This is a genomic window from Roseivivax sp. CAU 1761 (genome assembly GCF_054482755.1).
Genome location: NZ_JBTLRM010000021.1, coordinates 43405 through 60750, shown reverse-complemented (window position 1 = coordinate 60750; position 17346 = coordinate 43405). Strand labels below are relative to the sequence as shown.

General features: G+C 72.1%; 12 protein-coding genes and 1 pseudogene. 6 read left to right on the top strand and 7 right to left on the bottom strand.

Going from position 1 to position 17346, the window contains the following annotated elements:
* Nucleotides 1-684 (top strand): annotated as a pseudogene (locus ACXYMW_RS13480) (hypothetical protein); the annotation flags it as partial.
* Nucleotides 685-777: 93 nt separating this feature from the next.
* Nucleotides 778-1836, top strand: coding sequence for a tRNA 2-selenouridine(34) synthase MnmH (gene mnmH, locus ACXYMW_RS13475; protein WP_459035846.1), 1059 nt, complete (start codon nucleotides 778-780; stop codon nucleotides 1834-1836).
* Here mnmH and selD read toward each other — a convergent pair.
* A complete protein-coding gene (selD, locus tag ACXYMW_RS13470; RefSeq protein WP_459035845.1) occupies nucleotides 1818-3968 on the bottom strand; it encodes a selenide, water dikinase SelD in 2151 nt (716 codons plus the stop codon). The genes mnmH and selD overlap by 19 nt on opposite strands.
* Nucleotides 3969-4163: 195 nt before the next feature.
* Here selD and ACXYMW_RS13465 point away from each other — a divergent pair, with 195 nt between their 5' ends.
* The 4 genes from ACXYMW_RS13465 to ACXYMW_RS13450 all read left to right on the top strand — a co-directional run bounded on the left by ACXYMW_RS13465 (nucleotide 4164) and on the right by ACXYMW_RS13450 (nucleotide 8250).
* Nucleotides 4164-5576, top strand: a complete 1413-nt coding sequence (locus tag ACXYMW_RS13465) for a circularly permuted type 2 ATP-grasp protein (RefSeq protein WP_459035844.1) — start codon at nucleotides 4164-4166, stop codon at nucleotides 5574-5576.
* Nucleotides 5577-5583: 7 nt separating this feature from the next.
* Complete coding sequence (locus tag ACXYMW_RS13460) at nucleotides 5584-6537, top strand: alpha-E domain-containing protein (RefSeq protein ID WP_459035843.1); 954 nt, start codon at nucleotides 5584-5586, stop codon at nucleotides 6535-6537.
* Complete coding sequence (locus ACXYMW_RS13455; RefSeq protein WP_459035842.1) at nucleotides 6534-7397, top strand: transglutaminase family protein; 864 nt, start codon at nucleotides 6534-6536, stop codon at nucleotides 7395-7397. Before ACXYMW_RS13460 ends, ACXYMW_RS13455 begins: the two co-directional genes overlap by 4 nt.
* Nucleotides 7398-7521: 124 nt before the next feature.
* On the top strand, nucleotides 7522-8250 hold the full coding sequence (locus ACXYMW_RS13450; protein WP_459035841.1) for a peptidase: 729 nt from the start codon (nucleotides 7522-7524) through the stop codon (nucleotides 8248-8250).
* A 23-nt stretch (nucleotides 8251-8273) separates the two neighbouring features.
* Here ACXYMW_RS13450 and glmM read toward each other — a convergent pair whose 3' ends face one another.
* From glmM to glyS, 6 genes are all read right to left on the bottom strand, one after another.
* On the bottom strand, nucleotides 8274-9617 hold the full coding sequence (glmM, locus tag ACXYMW_RS13445; protein WP_459035840.1) for a phosphoglucosamine mutase: 1344 nt from the start codon (nucleotides 9615-9617) through the stop codon (nucleotides 8274-8276).
* A complete protein-coding gene (gene folP / locus ACXYMW_RS13440) occupies nucleotides 9607-10623 on the bottom strand; it encodes a dihydropteroate synthase (protein ID WP_459035839.1) in 1017 nt (338 codons plus the stop codon). Before folP ends, glmM begins: the two co-directional genes overlap by 11 nt.
* An 82-nt stretch (nucleotides 10624-10705) precedes the next feature.
* Nucleotides 10706-11638 (bottom strand): dihydroneopterin aldolase, encoded by a 933-nt coding sequence (locus ACXYMW_RS13435; RefSeq protein ID WP_459035838.1) that lies wholly within the window; start codon nucleotides 11636-11638, stop codon nucleotides 10706-10708.
* A 155-nt stretch (nucleotides 11639-11793) separates the two neighbouring features.
* Entirely contained in the window at nucleotides 11794-12420 is a 627-nt protein-coding gene (locus ACXYMW_RS13430; protein WP_459035837.1) for a cell wall hydrolase, read from the bottom strand.
* Nucleotides 12421-12610: 190 nt separating this feature from the next.
* Nucleotides 12611-15184 (bottom strand): putative PEP-binding protein, encoded by a 2574-nt coding sequence (locus ACXYMW_RS13425; RefSeq protein WP_459035836.1) that lies wholly within the window; start codon nucleotides 15182-15184, stop codon nucleotides 12611-12613.
* Between the two features lie 67 nt (nucleotides 15185-15251).
* Nucleotides 15252-17315 (bottom strand): glycine--tRNA ligase subunit beta, encoded by a 2064-nt coding sequence (gene glyS / locus ACXYMW_RS13420; protein ID WP_459035847.1) that lies wholly within the window; start codon nucleotides 17313-17315, stop codon nucleotides 15252-15254.
* Nucleotides 17316-17346 lie beyond the last annotated feature (31 nt).

The window sequence follows — 17346 nt, the reverse complement described above, 5'->3', positions numbered from 1 at the left end:
CGCGGCGACAGGCCCAGCGGCGAGCACCCCGGCGGCGATGGCCCGCGCGAGCGGCGTCCGTCGACGCCCGCGGACCGCGCCGCCGACGCGGCCGCGACGGCGCTGCCGGGCCGCGCGGGCGAGCCGGGGCCATCTGAGGGTGCGCCGCGCGAGCGCCGCGCCGGGTTCGGCCGCGAGGCCGGGTCGGAGCGGGCCGGGCGTCCCGAACGCCCCGAACGCCGGGAGGCCGGGCCGGTGCGGCGCGATGCGGAGGGCGGCCCCGCGCCGAAGCGGGCGCCGCGCGACGCGGACGGGGACCGTCCCCGCGCCCCGCGTCCGGCCAAGCCGCAGGACCGCGGCGAGCGCGGCGAGCGGCCGTCCGGGCCGGGCGGCAAGCCCGCGCGCTTCGGCAAGCCGGCGGGCAAGCCCTTCGGCGCCGGCAAGCCCGGCCGCCCCGGCGCGGGCGGCGAAGGCCCCCGGGGTCCGCGCGGCGGCGCTGCGACCCCCTCGGAGGGCGGCGGCAAGCCGGCAAAGCCCGGCAAGGCCGGCAAGCCTGGCAAGCCGGCGGCGAAGTTCGGCGGCAAGCCCGGCGGGTTCGGCAAGCCGGGCGGCGGCGCGGACCGCAAGGGGCCGGGCGGCAAGGACGGCAAGCCGGGCCGCGGCGGCGACGGCCCGCCGCGCCGCAGCTTCTTCCGCTCCTCCTGACCCGGCGACCGGGGGACGCCCCGCGCCGCCGGGGCGCCCCGGCGGCGCGGCCGGGTCTTTCGCGCCCCGCCGAGACCGGGTAGAGCGGCCGGCATGGCCCTGACCGTCACCGCGCTCTCCGACCTTCTCGACCACGGCTTCGACACCGTGATCGACGTCCGCTCGCCGTCGGAATACGCCGAGGATCACGTCCCCGGCGCGATCAACCTGCCGGTGCTCGACGACGAGGAACGCGCCCGCGTCGGCACGATCTACAAGCAGCAATCCCCGTTCCTCGCGCGCAAGCTCGGCGCCGCGCTGGTGTTCCGCAACGCCGCCGGCCACATCGAGGGGCCGCTGGCGCATCACGACGGCGGCTGGCGGCCGCTGGTCTATTGCTGGCGCGGCGGCCAGCGCTCGGGCTCGTTCCGCTGGATGCTGTCCGAGATCGGCTGGCGCGCCGAGTCCATCGCCGGCGGCTACCGCACCTTCCGGCGGCTGGTGACCGAGGCGCTCTACGACGCCGCCCTGCCGCACCGCCTGGTGCAGCTCGGCGGGCCCACGGGGACCGCCAAGACCGACCTCTTGGCCCGGCTGGCGGCGCGCGGCGTGCAGGTCGTCGACCTCGAGGCGCTGGCCTGCCACCGCGGCTCCCTGCTGGGCGGCATGCCCGGCGGGCAGCCGCCGCAGAAGGCCTTCGAGACGGCGCTGGCCGTGGCGTTCCACCGCCTCGACCCGGCGCGCCCGGTTCTGGTGGAGGCGGAATCCTCGAAGATCGGCCAGCTCAACCTGCCGCCGGCGCTCTGGGGCGCGATGAAGGCGGCGCCCTGGATCGCGGTGGCGGCGCCGCTCGAGGCGCGGGCCGGCTACCTCGCCGAGGCCTATGCCGACATCCTCGCCGATGCCGAGCAGCTGAAGGAAAGGCTCGCGCCGCTGCGCCGCCATCGCGGCCATGCCATGGTCGATGCCTGGTTCGGGCTGATCGATGCGGACGAGAAACGCGCGCTTTGCGCGGCGCTGGCCGCCGAGCATTACGACCCGGCCTATGCCCGGGCGCAGCGCGCCCAGACGCCGCGCGTGGCGGCGCGGGTGGAGATGCCGGCGCTCGACGCGGCCGCGCTCGATGCTGCCGCCGGGCGCATCGCGGCGGCGCTTCAGACGATCGCCACCTGACCCGGCAACTCGGTCAGGCGGCCGACCATGGCGGCATCAAAGCCCGCCGCGCGCAGCGCTGCCACCCGCTCCGCGGCGCGGTCTTCCGGCAGCGCCGCGAGCAGCCCGCCGGCGGTCTGCGGATCGAAGAGCGGCGCGGTCTCGGGCAGGTCGGGCCAGCCGGGCAGGCGGCCGAGATTCTGGCCATAGATCGAGGAGCGGATGCCGGCCCGGGCGAGCCGCGCCGTGCCCTCGAGCAGCGGCACCGCCGCGGCCCGGACCTCCACGCCGGTTCCGGAAGCCCGGGCGATGTTGGCGGCATGGCCCATCAGCCCGAAGCCGGTGACGTCGGTCATCGCCCGCGCCGCGCCGAGCAGCGCCGCCGCGGCGCCCTGCGGCTGCTGCATCGCCGCCAGCGCCGCGGCGACCTCGGCGCCGCGGGCGGCGCCGGCCATCTCGGCCGCCATCACCGTGCCCGAGCCCAGCGGCTTGGTCAGCACCAAGAGGTCGCCGGGCCGGCCGCCGGCCAGCCCGATCGGCTCGGCGGCGCAGAGCCCCGTCGCCGAGAGCCCGATCGAGAGCTCGTCGCCCAGCGTGGTATGGCCGCCCACGAGGTCGGCGCCGGCGGCGCGCAGGACGTCTTCCGCGGCTGCGAGGATCTCGTCGAGGCTGCGCGCCGCCAACCGCTCGGAGAGCCGCGGCAGGATCACCGTCAGCACCGCCGCCTGTGGCGCCGCGCCCATCGCCCAGATGTCGCCCAGGGCGTGGGTCACGGCGATCCGCGTCATCATTTCGGGGTCGGCCCAGAGCGCCCGCAGATGGTCGGTGGTCAGCACCTGGCGGGCGCCGCCGGTGGCCAGCAGCGCGGCGTCGTCGCCGGGCAGCGGCGTGACGTCGGGCCGGGCGGGCGGCGCCCGGCGCGCCAGCGCGGCCTCGAGCGTGCCGGCGCCGACCTTGGCGCCGCAACCGCCGCAGAGTGGCTTCGGCCCCAGCGCCTCGGCCAGGCCCAGCGCGTGCGGCTCGGGCAGGGCCGGCGCCGCCATCTGGGGCAGATCGCCCAGCCTGTCCATGAAGCGGCGGTCGATGCGGTCCTTCCAGCGCCACATCAAGGCGCCCGAGACCGCGAGGCCGGAGCGGTCGGCGAGAGCGCGCTTGGCGCCCAGCGAGACCAGCTTCAGGTAGTCGCGCTGCGGCTTGAAGCGCCGCCGCGCGCCGCCCGACAGCGCCGCCCGCAGGTTGTCGTAGAGCACTGGCGCCGCGCGCACCGCGAAGACCCCGGCCTTGGGCCGCGGCGCATGGCTCAGATGGGCGCAATCGCCGCTGGCGAAGATCGCCGGGTCGGAGCTGGCGAGGTGGCCGTCCACCGCCACGAAACCCGCATGCAGGTCGAGCCCGGTCTCGGCCAGCCAGCCATGCGGGCGCGCCCCGGCGGCCCCTGCCACGAACCCGGCCGCGAGCGTCGCGCCGTCGGCCAGCCGCAGGCCGCGCGGCGTGACCTCGGCGATCTCCACGCCCTCGTGCACCACCACGCCGAGCCGCTCCAGCGCGGCGCGCAGACGCCGTTCGGCGCCCGGCGAGACCTCCGACAGGACCGGCCCGGTATCGAGCAGGTGGACCCGCGCGTCGGTCTCGCCCAGCCGGTGCGCCATGGCCATGGCAAGCTCCGCCCCGGCCACCCCGGCGCCGATCACCGCGGCATCGCCGCGGCCGCGCGCCACGAACGCCGCCCACCTCCGCGCGAAGGGGCCGAGCGGCTTGGCCGGAACCGCGTGCTCGGCAAAGCCCGGCAGGTCCGGCATGGAGCTGGTCACCCCGACATCGAGCGCCGCCACGTCGAAGCCCACCGGGCGCCGCCCGGCCAGCCGGATCTCGCGCGCCTTGAGATCGATGCCGGTCGCCGCGTCGAGGATCAGCCGGGCGCCGGCGGCACGGGCCAGCCGCACCAGGTCGATGTCGAGCGCGTCGCGATCGTAATGCCCGGCGACGAAGCCCGGCAGCATGCCGGAATAGGCGGTGGTCGGGCCGGGGTCGATCAGCGTCAGCCGGGCGCCGGGCAGCGGGTCCATGGCCCAGCGCCGCAGCAGCAGCGCATGGGCGTGACCGCCGCCGATCAGCACCAGGTCGCGGCTCAGGGGCAGGGGGGCGTGGCGCATGTCGTCTCCGTCGGGCTGTGCCCCGCGGATACGCCTCCGGCGGCGCCATCTCAAGCCGGGCCGCGACATGGCGAAGCGCGAAGTGTTTACGATTTGGGCATTTGCGCGCTAGGTTTGCCCGGAGCGGGGGTGGTGGAGCGCCGCCGCATTGCCGCTTCGATGCGGCGATGCTCCTCTGCCGGAAAAAGGGACAGCATGACCGAGATTTTCAACGAGATGCTCAGCGGGCCCGATGTCCGGGAGGCCTATGCCAGCCTGGAGCGCTGGCACAAGGAGATGCCGACCGATCTTCGCTCGCTGAAACAGAACGAGGCCGAGGCGCTGTTTCGCCGCATCGGCATCACCTTCGCGGTCTATGGCGAGGGCGGCGATCCCGAGCGCCTGATCCCGTTCGACATGTTCCCGCGGGTCTTCACCGCCGGCGAATGGCGCAAGCTCGACCGCGGCATCCGCCAGCGCGCCGCGGCGCTCAACGCCTTCCTGGCCGATGTCTACGACCGGCGCGAGATCATCCGCGCCGGCCGCATCCCCGAGGAGATCGTCACCCGCAACGCCGCCTTCGAGAAGGCCATGGTGGGGATGCGGCCGCCGCGCAACGTCTGGAGCCACATCGTCGGCATCGACCTGGTGCGCACCGGGCGCGATCAGTTCTACGTGCTCGAGGACAATTGCCGCACGCCGTCGGGCGTCTCCTACATGCTGCAGAACCGCGAGATCATGATGCGCATGTTCCCGCAGCTCTTCGTGGAGAACCGCATCGCCCCGGTGGACGGCTACGCCACCGCGCTGCGCCGTACCCTGGCCTCGGTGGCGCCCGAGAAATGCGACGGCGAGCCCAACGTGGTGATCCTGACGCCGGGCCAGTTCAACTCGGCCTATTACGAGCATTCCTTCCTCGCCGACCTGATGGGGGTCGAGCTGGTCGAGGGCCAGGACCTCTTCGTCGAGGGCGATTTCGTCTGGATGAAGACCACCGAGGGGCCGCAGAAGGTCGACGTGATCTACCGCCGCATCGACGACGCCTTCATCGACCCGCTGTGCTTCCGGCCGGATTCGATGCTCGGCGTGCCGGGGCTGATGAACGTCTACCGCTCCGGCGGGGTGACGATCTGCTCGGCGCCGGGGGCGGGCGTCGCCGACGACAAGGCGATCTACACCTTCGTGCCCGAGATGATCCGCTTCTATCTCGGCGAGGCGCCGATCCTCGAGAACGTCCCGACCTGGCAATGCGCCAAGCCCGACGAGTGCAAATACGTGCTCGAGAACCTGGCCGAGCTGGTGGTCAAGGAGGTGCACGGCTCGGGCGGCTACGGCATGCTGGTCGGACCGAAATCCGACAAGAGCCAGATCGAGGCGTTCCGCGCCAAGATCGAGGAGCGGCCCGACAATTACATCGCCCAGCCGACGCTGGCGCTGTCGACCTGCCCGACCTTCGTCGAGGAGGGCATCGCGCCGCGGCATGTCGATCTCCGGCCCTATTGCCTCGTCGGCGAGCAGATCGAGCTGGTGCCGGGCGGGCTGACCCGCGTGGCGCTGACCGAGGGCTCGCTGGTGGTGAACTCGTCGCAGGGCGGCGGGGTCAAGGATACCTGGGTTCTGGCGGAGTGATCGTGACATGCTGAGCCGCACCGCCTCGCACCTCTACTGGATGGCCCGCTACGTCGAGCGCGCCGAGACCACCGCGCGCCTGCTGCAGGTTGGCGCCCGCAACGCGCTGCTGCCCGATATCGGCGGCGGCTTCCGCAACGACTGGGAGGCCATCCTGAAGGCCGCCGGATCGCTGCCGCGGTTCCGCGAGAAATACCGCGAGACGGTGCCGCGCAACATCGAGACCTGGCTGTTCTTCGACACCGAGAACCCGTCCTCGGTGGCCTCCTGCCTTGCCAATGCGCGCGAGAATGCCCGGGTCGTCCGCACCGGCCTGACCTCGCAGAGCTGGGACGCGATCAACAGCGCCTACCAGGATCTGCAGGCCTTCCACCGCACCGAGCGCTCCAAGCTGCAGCTCTCGGATCTGACCGACTGGACGCTGCAGGTCTGCGCGCTGGTGCGCGGCTGCATCGACGGCACCCAGCTCAGGAACGACGGCTACCACTTCATGGGGCTCGGCTTCTCGCTCGAGCGCGCCGACAACACGGCGCGGCTTCTCGACGTGAAATACTACGTGCTGCTGCCGTCGCTGTCCTATGTCGGCTCGGGGCTCGACCAGACGCAATGGGTGACGCTGTTGCAGTCCATGTCGGCGCACAAGGCCTATAACTGGACCTATCGCGGCGGCATCACCGCGTCGCGCATCGCGCATTTCCTGATCCTCAACCGGCGCTTCCCGCGCTCGCTGCTGACCGCGGTGGAGGAATCCTCGGACCATCTCGACCATCTCGGCCGCGGCTACGGCCATGTCAGCCGCGCCCAGGGCGCCGCGCGGGCGCTGGTGTCGGAACTCGCCGAGGCGCGGGTCGAGGACATCTTCGACGAGGGGATGCACGAATTCCTGCGCCGCTTCATGCGGCAGAACGGCGAGATCGCCGAGATCGTCCACAGCACCTACCTGCAGGGGGTTCCGGCATGAGGCTCGAGATCCGCCACGTCACCCGCTACGCCTTCGACGCCCCGGTCCGGCGCCTGATCCAGTCGCACCGCCTCTGGCCCTCGGAATTCGCCGGCCAGCGGGTCGGCGACTGGAACGTCGAGATGGAGGGCGCGGTGATGGGCGCGGGCTTCCGCGACGGCGCCGGCGACTGGACCCGGACGGCGGCGCTGCGCGGCCCGGTGGAGGAGGTCGAGGTCGTGGTCGAGGGCGTGGTCGAGACCGAGGACCTGGCCGGCGTGCTGCGCGGCCACCGCGAGAAGGTGCCGCCCTCGGCCTATCTGGTGAACACCCGCGCCACCCATGTCACCGCCGAGATCCGGGATCTGGCGGCCGAGACCCTGGCCGGGCATGACGGCGAGGAAACGCTGGGCCATGCGCACCGCCTGTGTCACGCGGTCACCGACACCGTCGCCTATGCCCCCGGCGAGACCGGCACCGAAACCACCGCCGCGGAGGCGCTGGCCGGCGGGCGCGGCGTCTGCCAGGACCAGACGCATCTGTTGATCGCGCTGGCCCGGGCCTCCGGCATCCCGGCGCGCTACGTCGCCGGGCACCTCTTCGCCACCGGCACCGAGCGCGGCGCCGGCGCCAGCCATGCCTGGGCCGAGCTGCATGTCGGTGACCTCGGCTGGGTCGGCTTCGACGCCACCAACCGCTGCTGCCCGGACGACCGCTACGTGCGCCTCTGCTCGGGCTTCGACGCCCGCGACGGGGCGCCGATCCGCGGCATGGTCGAGGGCCAGGCGCAGGAGCGTCTCGACGTCACCGTCTCGGTCACCGAGGCGGCCGGCCAGTCCCAGACCCAGGACGGCGACGCATCGTCCCAGCGCCAGCAATAGAACGGGCGTGCCGGGCGGCGTTCCGGTCACGCCGTGCGGCGCGCCGTCGCGGAAGCGCGCACGGGCGATTGCACCCGGGCCGCGCGACGCCTATCTCGGCGGGGCTGAGGCGAGGACGGACCCCATGACCTATTGCGTCGGATTGCTGCTCAAGGCCGGGATCGTGTTGCTGTCGGACACCCGCACCAATGCCGGGCTCGACAACATCGCGACCTACCGCAAGATGTTCACCTTCGAGGTGCCGGGCGAGCGCGTGGTGGCGATCATGACCGCCGGGTCGCTGTCGGTGACCCAGACCACGCTGGCGCGCCTGACCGATGCCGCCGAGGATCCCGATGCCGACGAGTCGCGCTCGATCCTCAAGGCGCCGTCGATGCTCAAGGTCGCCGAACTGGTCGGCGCCACCCTGTCGAGCGTGCGCGGCGAGGTCGCCGACAAGATGGACCGGATGAAGCAGGCGGCCTCGGCCACGCTGATCGTCGCCGGCCAGCGCAAGGGCGGGCCGATGCGGATGTTCCTGGTCTATCCCGAGGGCAACTTCATCGAGGCCACCGAGGACACGCCGTATCTGCAGATCGGCGAGCACAAATACGGCAAGCCGATCCTCGACCGGGTGATCACCGCCGAGACCGGGCTCGAGGAGGCCGAGAAGGCGGTGCTTTTGTCGATGGATTCGACGCTGCGCTCCAATCTCAGCGTCGGCATGCCGCTCGACCTCGCGGTGATCGACGCCGACAGCTACCGGGTCGGCCGCAGCCGCCGCATCGAGCCCGATGACGAGGGCTTCGCGCGGATGAGCCGCGACTGGTCCGACGCGCTGCGCGGCGCCTTCCAGCGCATCGACCCGGTCTGAGCCGCCGCCGCGGTCGCGCGCCGTCAGGCGGCGCGCTCGACCTCGGCCACGATGCCGTCGACGAGGCGCGACAGCAGCCCCTCGTCCTCGCATTCCGCCATCACCCGGATCAGCGGCTCGGTGCCCGACTTGCGGATCAGCACCCGGCCGCGGCTGCCCATCTCGGCCTCGGCGGCGCGGATCACCTCGCGCACCGTCTCCGTCTCGAGCGGCGCTGCGCCCGGCGTGTAGCGGACGTTCTTGAGCATCTGCGGCACCGGCTCGAAATTGCGCGCCAGCGTCGAGGCGGGCTGGCCGGTGCGCACCATCTCGGCGAGGAATTGCAGCCCCGCCATCAGGCCGTCGCCGGTGGTGGCGTAATCGGTCATCACGATGTGGCCGGACTGCTCGCCGCCGAGATTCCAGCCGCCGCGGCGCATCGCCTCGACCACGTAGCGGTCGCCGACGCCGGTCCGCTCGAGCCTGAGGCCCTGCGCCTCGAGGTGCTTCTCGAGCCCGAGATTGGACATCACCGTGGCCACCAGCGTGCCGCCGTGCAGCCGGTTCTCGGACGCCCAGCGGGTCGCCATCAGCGCCATCAGCTGGTCGCCGTCGGCCACTTGCCCGGTCTCGTCGATCAGGATCACCCGGTCGGCATCGCCGTCGAGGCAGATGCCCAGATCGGCGCCGTGGGCGACCACCGTCTCGGCCGCGACGCGCGGCTTGGTGGAGCCGCATTCGCCGTTGATGTTGTCGCCGTTCGGCGCCACGCCGACCGGCACGACGTCGGCGCCGAGCTCCCACAGGACCTCGGGCGCGGTGCGGTAGGCGGCGCCGTTGGCGCAGTCGATCACCACCTTGATGCCGTCGAGCCGCATGCCGGTGGGAAAGCTCGACTTGACCCGTTCCTGGTAGCGGAACCGGCCGTCGTCGATGCGCTTGGCGCGGCCGATCTCGGCCGCCGGGGCGGCCTCCACGCCGCGCTCGATCAGTGCCTCGATCGCCGCCTCGGCCTCGTCCGAGAGCTTGAAGCCGTCGGGGCCGAAGAACTTGATGCCGTTGTCCTCGGCCGGGTTGTGCGAGGCCGAGATCATGATCCCCAGATCGGCCCGCATCGACGGCGTCATCAGCCCCACCGCGGGCGTCGGCACCGGGCCCAGCAGCAGCACGTTCATGCCGGTCGAGGTCAGCCCCGCGGTCAGCGCATTCTCGAACATGTAGCCCGAGCGCCGCGTGTCCTTGCCGATCACCACGCGGTGCACGCCGCCGGCCTCGCGCCGGAAGTAGCGCCCGGCGGCGGCGCCGATGGCCAGGGCCTTCTCCGCCGTCATCGGATGGGTGTTGGCGGTGCCGCGCACGCCGTCGGTGCCGAAAAGACTACGTCCCATTCTGCTGTCCCTGCCTCACTGCCTGCCAGAGAGATAGCGCGGCGCGCGTTTCGGCCACGTCGTGTATGCGCAGAACCTGCACGCCCTGCGCCGCGGCGGCAAGCGCCACCGCCACCGATCCGGGCATCCGGCGGGCGGCTTCCTGCTCGCCCGAGATCACGCCGATGAAACCTTTGCGCGAGGCGCCGACGAGAACCGGACAGCCGAGCCCGTGGAACAGCGCCACGCCGCGCAGCAGGGCGAGGTTGTGATCCACGGTCTTGCCGAAGCCGATGCCGGGATCGACGAGGATGCGCCCGCGCGGGATGCCGGTTGTCTCCAGCGCCGCAACCCGGTCGGCCAGCCAGTCGTAGACGTCGAGCAGCACGTCGTCGTAACGCGGGTCGCGCTGCATGTCCTCGGGCCGGCCGCGGATATGCATGACGCAGACCGGCAGCTCGGCCTTCGCGCAATAGCCCGCGAGACCGGGGTCGTGGGTCAGCCCGGAGACGTCGTTGACGAGCGCCGCACCGGCCGCCACCGCGGCCTCGGCCACGGCGCGCTTGCGGGTGTCGATGGAGATCGGGCAGGCGGCGTCGGACAGCGCCCGGATCACCGGCAGGACGCGCGCCGCTTCCTCCTCGGCCGGCATCTCGGCAGCGCCCGGCCGGGTCGATTCGCCGCCCACGTCGAGGATGTCGGCGCCGCCGGCGATGAGCGCCCGGCCATGCGCCACGGCGCTGCCGGCGGCGGCGAAGCGGCCGCCGTCGGAGAAGCTGTCGGGGGTGACGTTGAGAATGCCCATCAGCCGCGGCGCATCGAGCGCCATGCCCGCGACCGGCGCCCGGGGCGCGGTCAGCGCCGCGCGCCAGTCCGGCGGCAGCTTCGCGGCGGGCAGGACCCGGGGCGCCGCGCCGCGCGCCAGACGCTCGACGAAGGCAAAGCTCAGCGGACCGCCGGCCAGCGGCAGGGCGCCGGGCAGGGGGCTCGGATCGGGGCAGATCAGCGGGCGGTAATAGGCATCCATGGGCCGGGGATGCGCCAGCGCGCGCGGCTTGGCAAGGGGCCGCGCCTCAGCGTGGCAGAGCAGCCGGGCCAGAGCCGGCGGGCTAGAGCAGCCGGTCGGCCCGGGCGAGGCTGCGCAGCGGCACCGGCGCGCCGGCCGGGGCCTCGGCCTCGACGAGCAGCAGCTCCTGCGCCGCCACCTGGCCCGCGAACCACGCCGCCAGCGCCACCGCGTCGCGCGAGGCGGCGGCCGGGCCGGCGGTTGCGTCGAGCACGATCTTGGACGGCGCCCAGACGCTGATCTGGCCGTTCTTCATCGCCCAGTCGAGTTCGGTGCGGGTCGCGACCACCTTGGCGCGGTGATCGCGCGCCGCCAGCCGCCAGGCGTTCTGCTCGATCGCCAGCAGGTCGATGCGGCGCTGCACCATCGGGTGATCGGCGCTCGGCGGCGGGGTTTCCGGGGCGCCGACGCAGAGGATCACCGGCGCCGCGCGCGCCACCAGCTCGTCGAGCCAGGCCGACAGGCGCGGATCGTCGATCGCGGCGTTGGCAAGGTAGACCACGCGGGGATGCGGCCGCTCCTGCACCCGCTCGTCGAGCCGCGAGCCGAGCTCCTGGCGCGACCGCACGATCTCCACGCCGAGGGCGCCGGGGCCGCGGTCGAGCTTCTCGATGCGCACAAAGACCCGCAGCGCCTGCGGTTCGGCGAGAATGCGCTCGGCGATGCGTTCGGCCAGCGTCTCGAGCAGGTTCAGGCGCTCCGCCGCGAGCTCGACGGCGATCGCCTCGGTGACACGGTCGTAGGACAGGATGCGGTCGACATCGTCGTCCACCGGGCCCGAGCGCGGGCGCACCTCGACGACGATGTTGAAGCAGACCCGCTGGGTGGTGCCGCGTTCGGTCTGGAAGGCGCCGATCTCGACCTCGCGGATATGGTCGCGCAGGGAGATGCGGTCGCGGGGCGCCTCGGCATCGCTCTGCATCGCGAGGCTGCGTTCGTTGGGATGCGCGAAGGCGAGGCGGATTTCCGAGGCCATGGCAGGGCCCTCCATTGCAATCGCGCCACCCTAGCGTGCCCCGGGGTGGGCATCCACCCGGGGGCGACAGACTTTGGTCTGTGTGCGACAGCCGGTCGCCGACCCGGCCTGCACCGCCGGCCGGCGCGCGTGGCGCCGGGCCGGGGAGCCCGCGATCAGTTCATCGAGATCTGCAGCGGCTGGCGGTAGAAGCGATGCACGCCGATCTGCGTGGTCATCGGAAAGGCGCTGGCCCAGCGCGGGTTGACCGCGGTGGTGTGGTAATGCGTGGCGCCGTCGGTCAGGTCGCGCGGGGCGCCGTTCAGCATGATGCCGGCGACCTTGCCGACCTGCCGCGCGGCGCGCTTTTCGCGCATCGTCTCGGGGATGCCGTCGCAGGTATAGGAAAACTGGCAGCCCTGGTTGACGACGCCGCAGACGGTGTCGGGGTAGCGCGGGCTGTCGACGCGGTTCAGGATCACCTCGGCCACCGCAAGCTGGCCCTTCAGGCCTTCGCCGCGCGCCTCGAAATAGAGCGCTTCGGTCAGGCAGGTCCATTCCGCGCCGCCTTCCTTGGCCGCGGGCTGGCGCGACAGCCAGGACGTGTCGTAGCGGATGTCGGTCGCGACGCCGGTCGTTTCCGGAGTGACGAGGCGCTGCAGATGCGACGCGCTGGCGGAGGCAAGGACGCGGGTCTCTTGAGCGAGCAGCGTTCCCAGATTGTTGCGTTCGGCGCCGCCATTTGCCTGGGCGGACGAAGCTGCGACGATAGCGGCCGCAGCCGAAACCAGAACACGGAACATTGGCAAACCTTTCGACGTTCTCTTGGCAGCGAGAGAGCGGCCGAAGCCGCTCCCCGGACGGGCGTCGAGCGCGCCTGTCAAGCGAGCGTCGTATGGAACTTCGCGGGTAGTGTCCAGTTTGCGACATTTCATGTCGGCAATAGACCGCCGATTTGCGCAAATTGACGGAACATCTTGGGGAAACGCCGGGTCAGCCCCGCTCTATCTTGGCCCTTATCGCAGCTTGTGCGGCCGCCAGCCGTGCTACCGGAACGCGAAACGGCGAGCAGCTCACATAGTCGAATCCGGTCGCCCGGCAGAACGCGATGGAATCGGCATTGCCGCCATGCTCGCCGCAGATCGACAGGGTCAGGGGCCGGCCGGAATGGCGGCTGCGGGCGGCGCCGATCTTCAGAAGCTCGCCCACGCCCTCGGCGTCGAGAACGTGGAACGGGTCCTCGTCGAACACCTTCTGGGTCACGTAGTCGGACATGAAGCGCCCGGCATCGTCGCGCGACAGCCCATAGGTCATCTGCGTCAGGTCGTTGGTGCCGAAGCTCAGAAAATCGGCGTGCAGGGCGATCTGGTCGGCCAGCAGGCAAGCCCGCGGGGTCTCCACCATCACGCCGAGGCGGTAGGTGAAGTCGCGCCCGCGCTCGGTGCGCACGGCGGCCGCCACGGCGTCGATCCGGGCCTTCACGATCTCCACCTCGCGGGGCGAGGAGACGAGCGGGATCATCACCTCGGGCACCACCGGGTCGCCCTCGCGGGAGGCCTCGAGCGTGGCCTCGAAGATCGCCCGGGCCTGCATGTCGTAGATCTCGGGCACGGTGACGCCGAGGCGCACGCCGCGCAGGCCCAGCATGGGGTTGTACTCGCCCATCGCCTGCACCCGCCGCGTCACGTCCGACACCGGCAGGTCGAGCGCGTCGGCGAGATCGCGCAGCCCGGCGCGGTCGGTGGGCAGGAATTCGTGCAGCGGCGGGTCGAAGAGCCGGATGCAGACCGGCAGGCCGTGCATGATGCGGAACAGCTCGATGAAGTCGGCGCGCTGCATCGGCAGGAGCTGGCCCAGCGCCTCGCGCCGGTCCTCCGGGCTTTCGGCAAAGATCATCTCGCGCATGACGATCAGCCGGCCGGGATCGAAGAACATGTGCTCGGTGCGGCACAGCCCGATGCCGCCGGCGGCGAAATTGCGCGCGGTCTGGGCGTCGGCCGGGGTGTCGGCATTGGTGCGGATGCCGATGTCGCGCTCGGCATCGGCCCAGGCGAGCAGCGTCCGGAACGATTCGTCGAGCATCGGCTCGACCATCTGCGGCGCGCCGGCCAGCACCGCCCCGGTCGTGCCGTCCACGGTGATCACGTCGCCGGTCTGGAACTCTCGGCCGTCCTCGGCGATCAGCCGGCCCTGGCGCAGGCGGAACCCCATGCGCCCGGCGCCGACCACGCAGGGCAGGCCGAGCCCGCGGCCGATCACCGCGGCGTGGCTGGTCATGCCGCCGCGCTCGGTCAGCACCGCGGCGGCGGCGTGCATGCCGCGCACGTCCTCGGGCGAGGTCTCGCGCCGCACCAGGATGCAGGGCTCGTCGCGGGCGGCCGAGGCCTGGGCCTCGGCGGCCGAGAACACGATGCGGCCGGTGGCGGCGCCGGGACTCGCGGCGATGCCGCGGCCGATCGCGTCGCGGCGGGCATCGGGCGCCACCTGGCGGTGCAGCAATTCGCTGAGCGCCCGCGGCTCGACCCGCATCAGCGCCTCCTGCGGGGTGATGATGCGGTCCTCGGCCAGCCGCACGGTGGAGCGCACCAGCCCGCGGGCCGGGCATTTCACCACCACGCCGTCGAGGATGTGCAGCCGGCCATTGTCGATGGTGAACTCGATCTGCATCTCGGCGCGCAGCCGCCGCCGCATGGTGCGGGCGTGGCTCACCAGCTGCGCGAAGGCCGCCGGCGCCTGCTCCTCGAGCGACGGGCCGCGCCGGTCGCGTTCGAGATAGAGCGAACCCGCGCCCTTCTGCAGCGCCTCGCGGCCCTGGCTCTGGCTCAGGTAGCGGCCGGTGATCTGCGGCAGTCCGGTGGCCGGATCGACGAGCTGGAGGACGCCCGAGCCGCATTCGCCGCGGCCGAGACCCAGCGCCATCTCCTGCACCACGAGGCCGAGCCCGGCATCGGCGGGCGCGCCCTTGGCCTGGCGCAGAAGCCGCGCCGTGGTGCCCTCCCAGGCCAGCGCCATGGAGCGCAGCACGTCGGCGAGCTGGCGCGCGGGATCCTGCGGAAACGGCTCCTCTGCCTCGTACTCGTAGGCTGCCAGCACCTCGGACAGGCCCTGCTGGCCCTCGCTGGCGATCTCCTCGAAGACGTCCGGGTCGAGCCGCGCGACATGCACCGCGTAGCCCTCGATGAAACGCATGTAGAGCCCGGCCGCGGCCTCGGCGCCGATGCGGTCGGAGAGCTCCACATAGGCGGCGTCGTTCATGCCGACATTGAGCACCGCGCCGGGCCCGCCCCAGTCCGGGTCCTCCGAGGAGGGCCGCACGCAGAGCAGGGCGCCCGGGGTGAACATGTCCAGAAGAGCCGGGATGTCCGGCATCACCCCCGCGGCGATGTCGTGCACCGTCTTGAACGATAGCGCGACGGTGCGCGGAACCGGCAGGCTGAGCCGCACCAGTCGCTGCAGGCATTTAGCCCGGCCGCCATGGGTCGGGGGCTGGATCGGCGCGGTGGGGGTGATCGGCGTGATGTGCCGATCCTCGCCCGCCTCTGTTTTCTGCGGCGCAGCATGGATCATGATGGGGGCAAGATACGCCTTTCCGCCCCCCTGACAAGCGGCGCCGCGGCGGCCGGGCCCTGCCGGCTCAGCCCTCGAGCCGGGTCAGGTCCGCCACCTGCAGGCAGACATTGCGGATCCGGCCCAGCAAGTTCAGCCGGTTGCGGCGCAGCACCTGGTTCTCTGCATTGACCTGCACGGCCTCGAAGAAGGCATCGACGGCGAGACGCAGCGCCGCCATCGCGGCCATGGCGCGGGCAAAGTCCTCCTCGGCCATGGCGGGGCGGATCTCCGCCTCGGCGGCATCCAGCGCGGCGAAGAGCGCCTTTTCCTCGTCGGCCTCGGCGAATTTCGGATCCGGGCCGAAGCTGTATTCGACGCCGTCCTTCTCCTCGGCCTGGGCGAGGATGTTGTTGGCGCGCTTGAAGCCCTGCACCAGGCTCTCGCCATTCTCGGTTTCCATCACCGCCTGCAGCGCCCGCGCCCGCTTGACCAGCAGCGTCAGGTCGTCGGCCTGCGGCATGGCGAGGCAGGCATCGATGACGTCGTGCCGCACGCCCTCGTCCTTCAGGTGGACCTTCAGGCGGTCGTGGAAGAAGGCGAGGAGATTCATAGGTTCGGCCATGCCGGCAAAATCGTCGCTATCGGTCGGGTTTGGCGAACCCAGCCCGTTTGAAGTAAATCCCGCCCGCATAGGGGCCCACATTATCATCCGGATATTATTGGCCAGCACCAGCCGGATGACCCCCAGTGCGGCGCGGCGCAGGGCGAAGGGGTCCTTGGACCCGGTGGGCTTCTCGTCGATGGCCCAGAACCCGGTCAGGGTGTCGATCTTGTCGGCCAAAGCCACCGCGACCGAGACCGGGGCGGTGGGCACGTCGTCGGAGGGGCCGAGCGGGCGGTAATGCTCTTCGCAGGCCGCGGCGACCTCGGGGGCGAGGCCCGCGGCTTCGGCATAGTAGCGCCCCATCAGGCCCTGCAGCTCGGGGAATTCGTAGACCATCTCCGAGGACAGGTCGGCCTTGGCGACGCGCGCCGCCTGCTCGGCAAGCTCGGGATCGGCTCCCACCGCGGGGGCCAGGTCGCGGGCCAGCGCGGCGATGCGCTCCACCCGGTCCTTCTGGCTCCCCAGCTTGTTGTGGAAGGTCACGCTGGCCAGGTGATCGGTCCAGGCGGCGAGCTTGGTCTCCTTCGCCACCCGCAGATCGTTCTCCCAGAAGAACTTGGCGTCGGAGAGCCGCGCGCCCAGCACCTTGCGGTTGCCGGCGAGGATGGTGGCGCCGTGATCGGCGGTGGCGCGGTTGGCCACGGTGACGAAGCGTTCGATGCGCCCGGTCTTGGGATTGCGCACCGAGAAGAACTTCTGATGCTCCTTCATCGAGGTCATCAGCACCTCGGGCGGCAGGTCGAGGAATTCGGCGCCGATCTCGCCCATAAGCACGACGGGCCATTCCACCAGACCCGCGACCTCGGCGAGGAGCCCCTTGTCCTCCACCAGTTCGAGCCCGTTGGCAAAGGCCGCCTGGCGGGCGTCGTTCTCGATGATCCCGGCGCGCTCGGCCGGGTCGAGGATGACGTGGGCGCGCTTCAGCTTGGCGGCGTAATCCTCGAACCCGGTGACCGCGAAGGGCGCGGGCGCCATGAAGCGGTGGCCCTCGGTGACGTCGCCCGAGCGGATGCCGTCGATGTCGAGCGGCACCACGGCATGCCCGGTCTCGTCGTTCAGGATGCAGAGGATGCGGTGCAGCGGCCGCACCCAGCGCAGCGTGCCCGCGCCCCAGCGCATGGATTTCGGCCAGGGGAAGGTGCGGATCACGCCCTCCAGCACCTCGGCCACGATCTCGGCCGCGGCGCGGCCCGGCGTCTCGATGGTGGCGAAGAAGAACCGGCCCTTCTTCTCCTCGCGCTCCTCGAGCTGGTCGCGGCTCAGCCCGGCGCCGCGCAGGAAGCCCTCGACGGCTTTCTCGGGCGCATCGGTGCGGGGGCCGCGGCGTTCCTCGCGCAGGGTCGGCGAGCGGTCGGTCAGTCCCTCCAGCGCCAGCGCCAGCCGGCGCGGCGTGGCAAAGGCCGCCGCATGGGCGTAGGTCAGCCCGGCCTCGACCAAGCCGTTGGTCACCCGCGTCTTCAGATCCTCGGCGGCGCGGGCCTGCATCCGCGCGGGAATTTCCTCGGAAAAGAGTTCG

Coding starts and splice junctions, on each gene's coding strand:
- mnmH (WP_459035846.1), top strand. CDS start 778: ATGGCCCTGACCGTCACCGCGCTCTCCGACCTTCTCGACCACGGCTTC.
- selD (WP_459035845.1), bottom strand. CDS start 3,968: ATGCGCCACGCCCCCCTGCCCCTGAGCCGCGACCTGGTGCTGATCGGC.
- ACXYMW_RS13465 (WP_459035844.1), top strand. CDS start 4,164: ATGACCGAGATTTTCAACGAGATGCTCAGCGGGCCCGATGTCCGGGAG.
- ACXYMW_RS13460 (WP_459035843.1), top strand. CDS start 5,584: ATGCTGAGCCGCACCGCCTCGCACCTCTACTGGATGGCCCGCTACGTC.
- ACXYMW_RS13455 (WP_459035842.1), top strand. CDS start 6,534: ATGAGGCTCGAGATCCGCCACGTCACCCGCTACGCCTTCGACGCCCCG.
- ACXYMW_RS13450 (WP_459035841.1), top strand. CDS start 7,522: ATGACCTATTGCGTCGGATTGCTGCTCAAGGCCGGGATCGTGTTGCTG.
- glmM (WP_459035840.1), bottom strand. CDS start 9,617: ATGGGACGTAGTCTTTTCGGCACCGACGGCGTGCGCGGCACCGCCAAC.
- folP (WP_459035839.1), bottom strand. CDS start 10,623: ATGGATGCCTATTACCGCCCGCTGATCTGCCCCGATCCGAGCCCCCTG.
- ACXYMW_RS13435 (WP_459035838.1), bottom strand. CDS start 11,638: ATGGCCTCGGAAATCCGCCTCGCCTTCGCGCATCCCAACGAACGCAGC.
- ACXYMW_RS13430 (WP_459035837.1), bottom strand. CDS start 12,420: ATGTTCCGTGTTCTGGTTTCGGCTGCGGCCGCTATCGTCGCAGCTTCG.
- ACXYMW_RS13425 (WP_459035836.1), bottom strand. CDS start 15,184: ATGATCCATGCTGCGCCGCAGAAAACAGAGGCGGGCGAGGATCGGCAC.
- glyS (WP_459035847.1), bottom strand. CDS start 17,315: ATGCAGGCCCGCGCCGCCGAGGATCTGAAGACGCGGGTGACCAACGGC.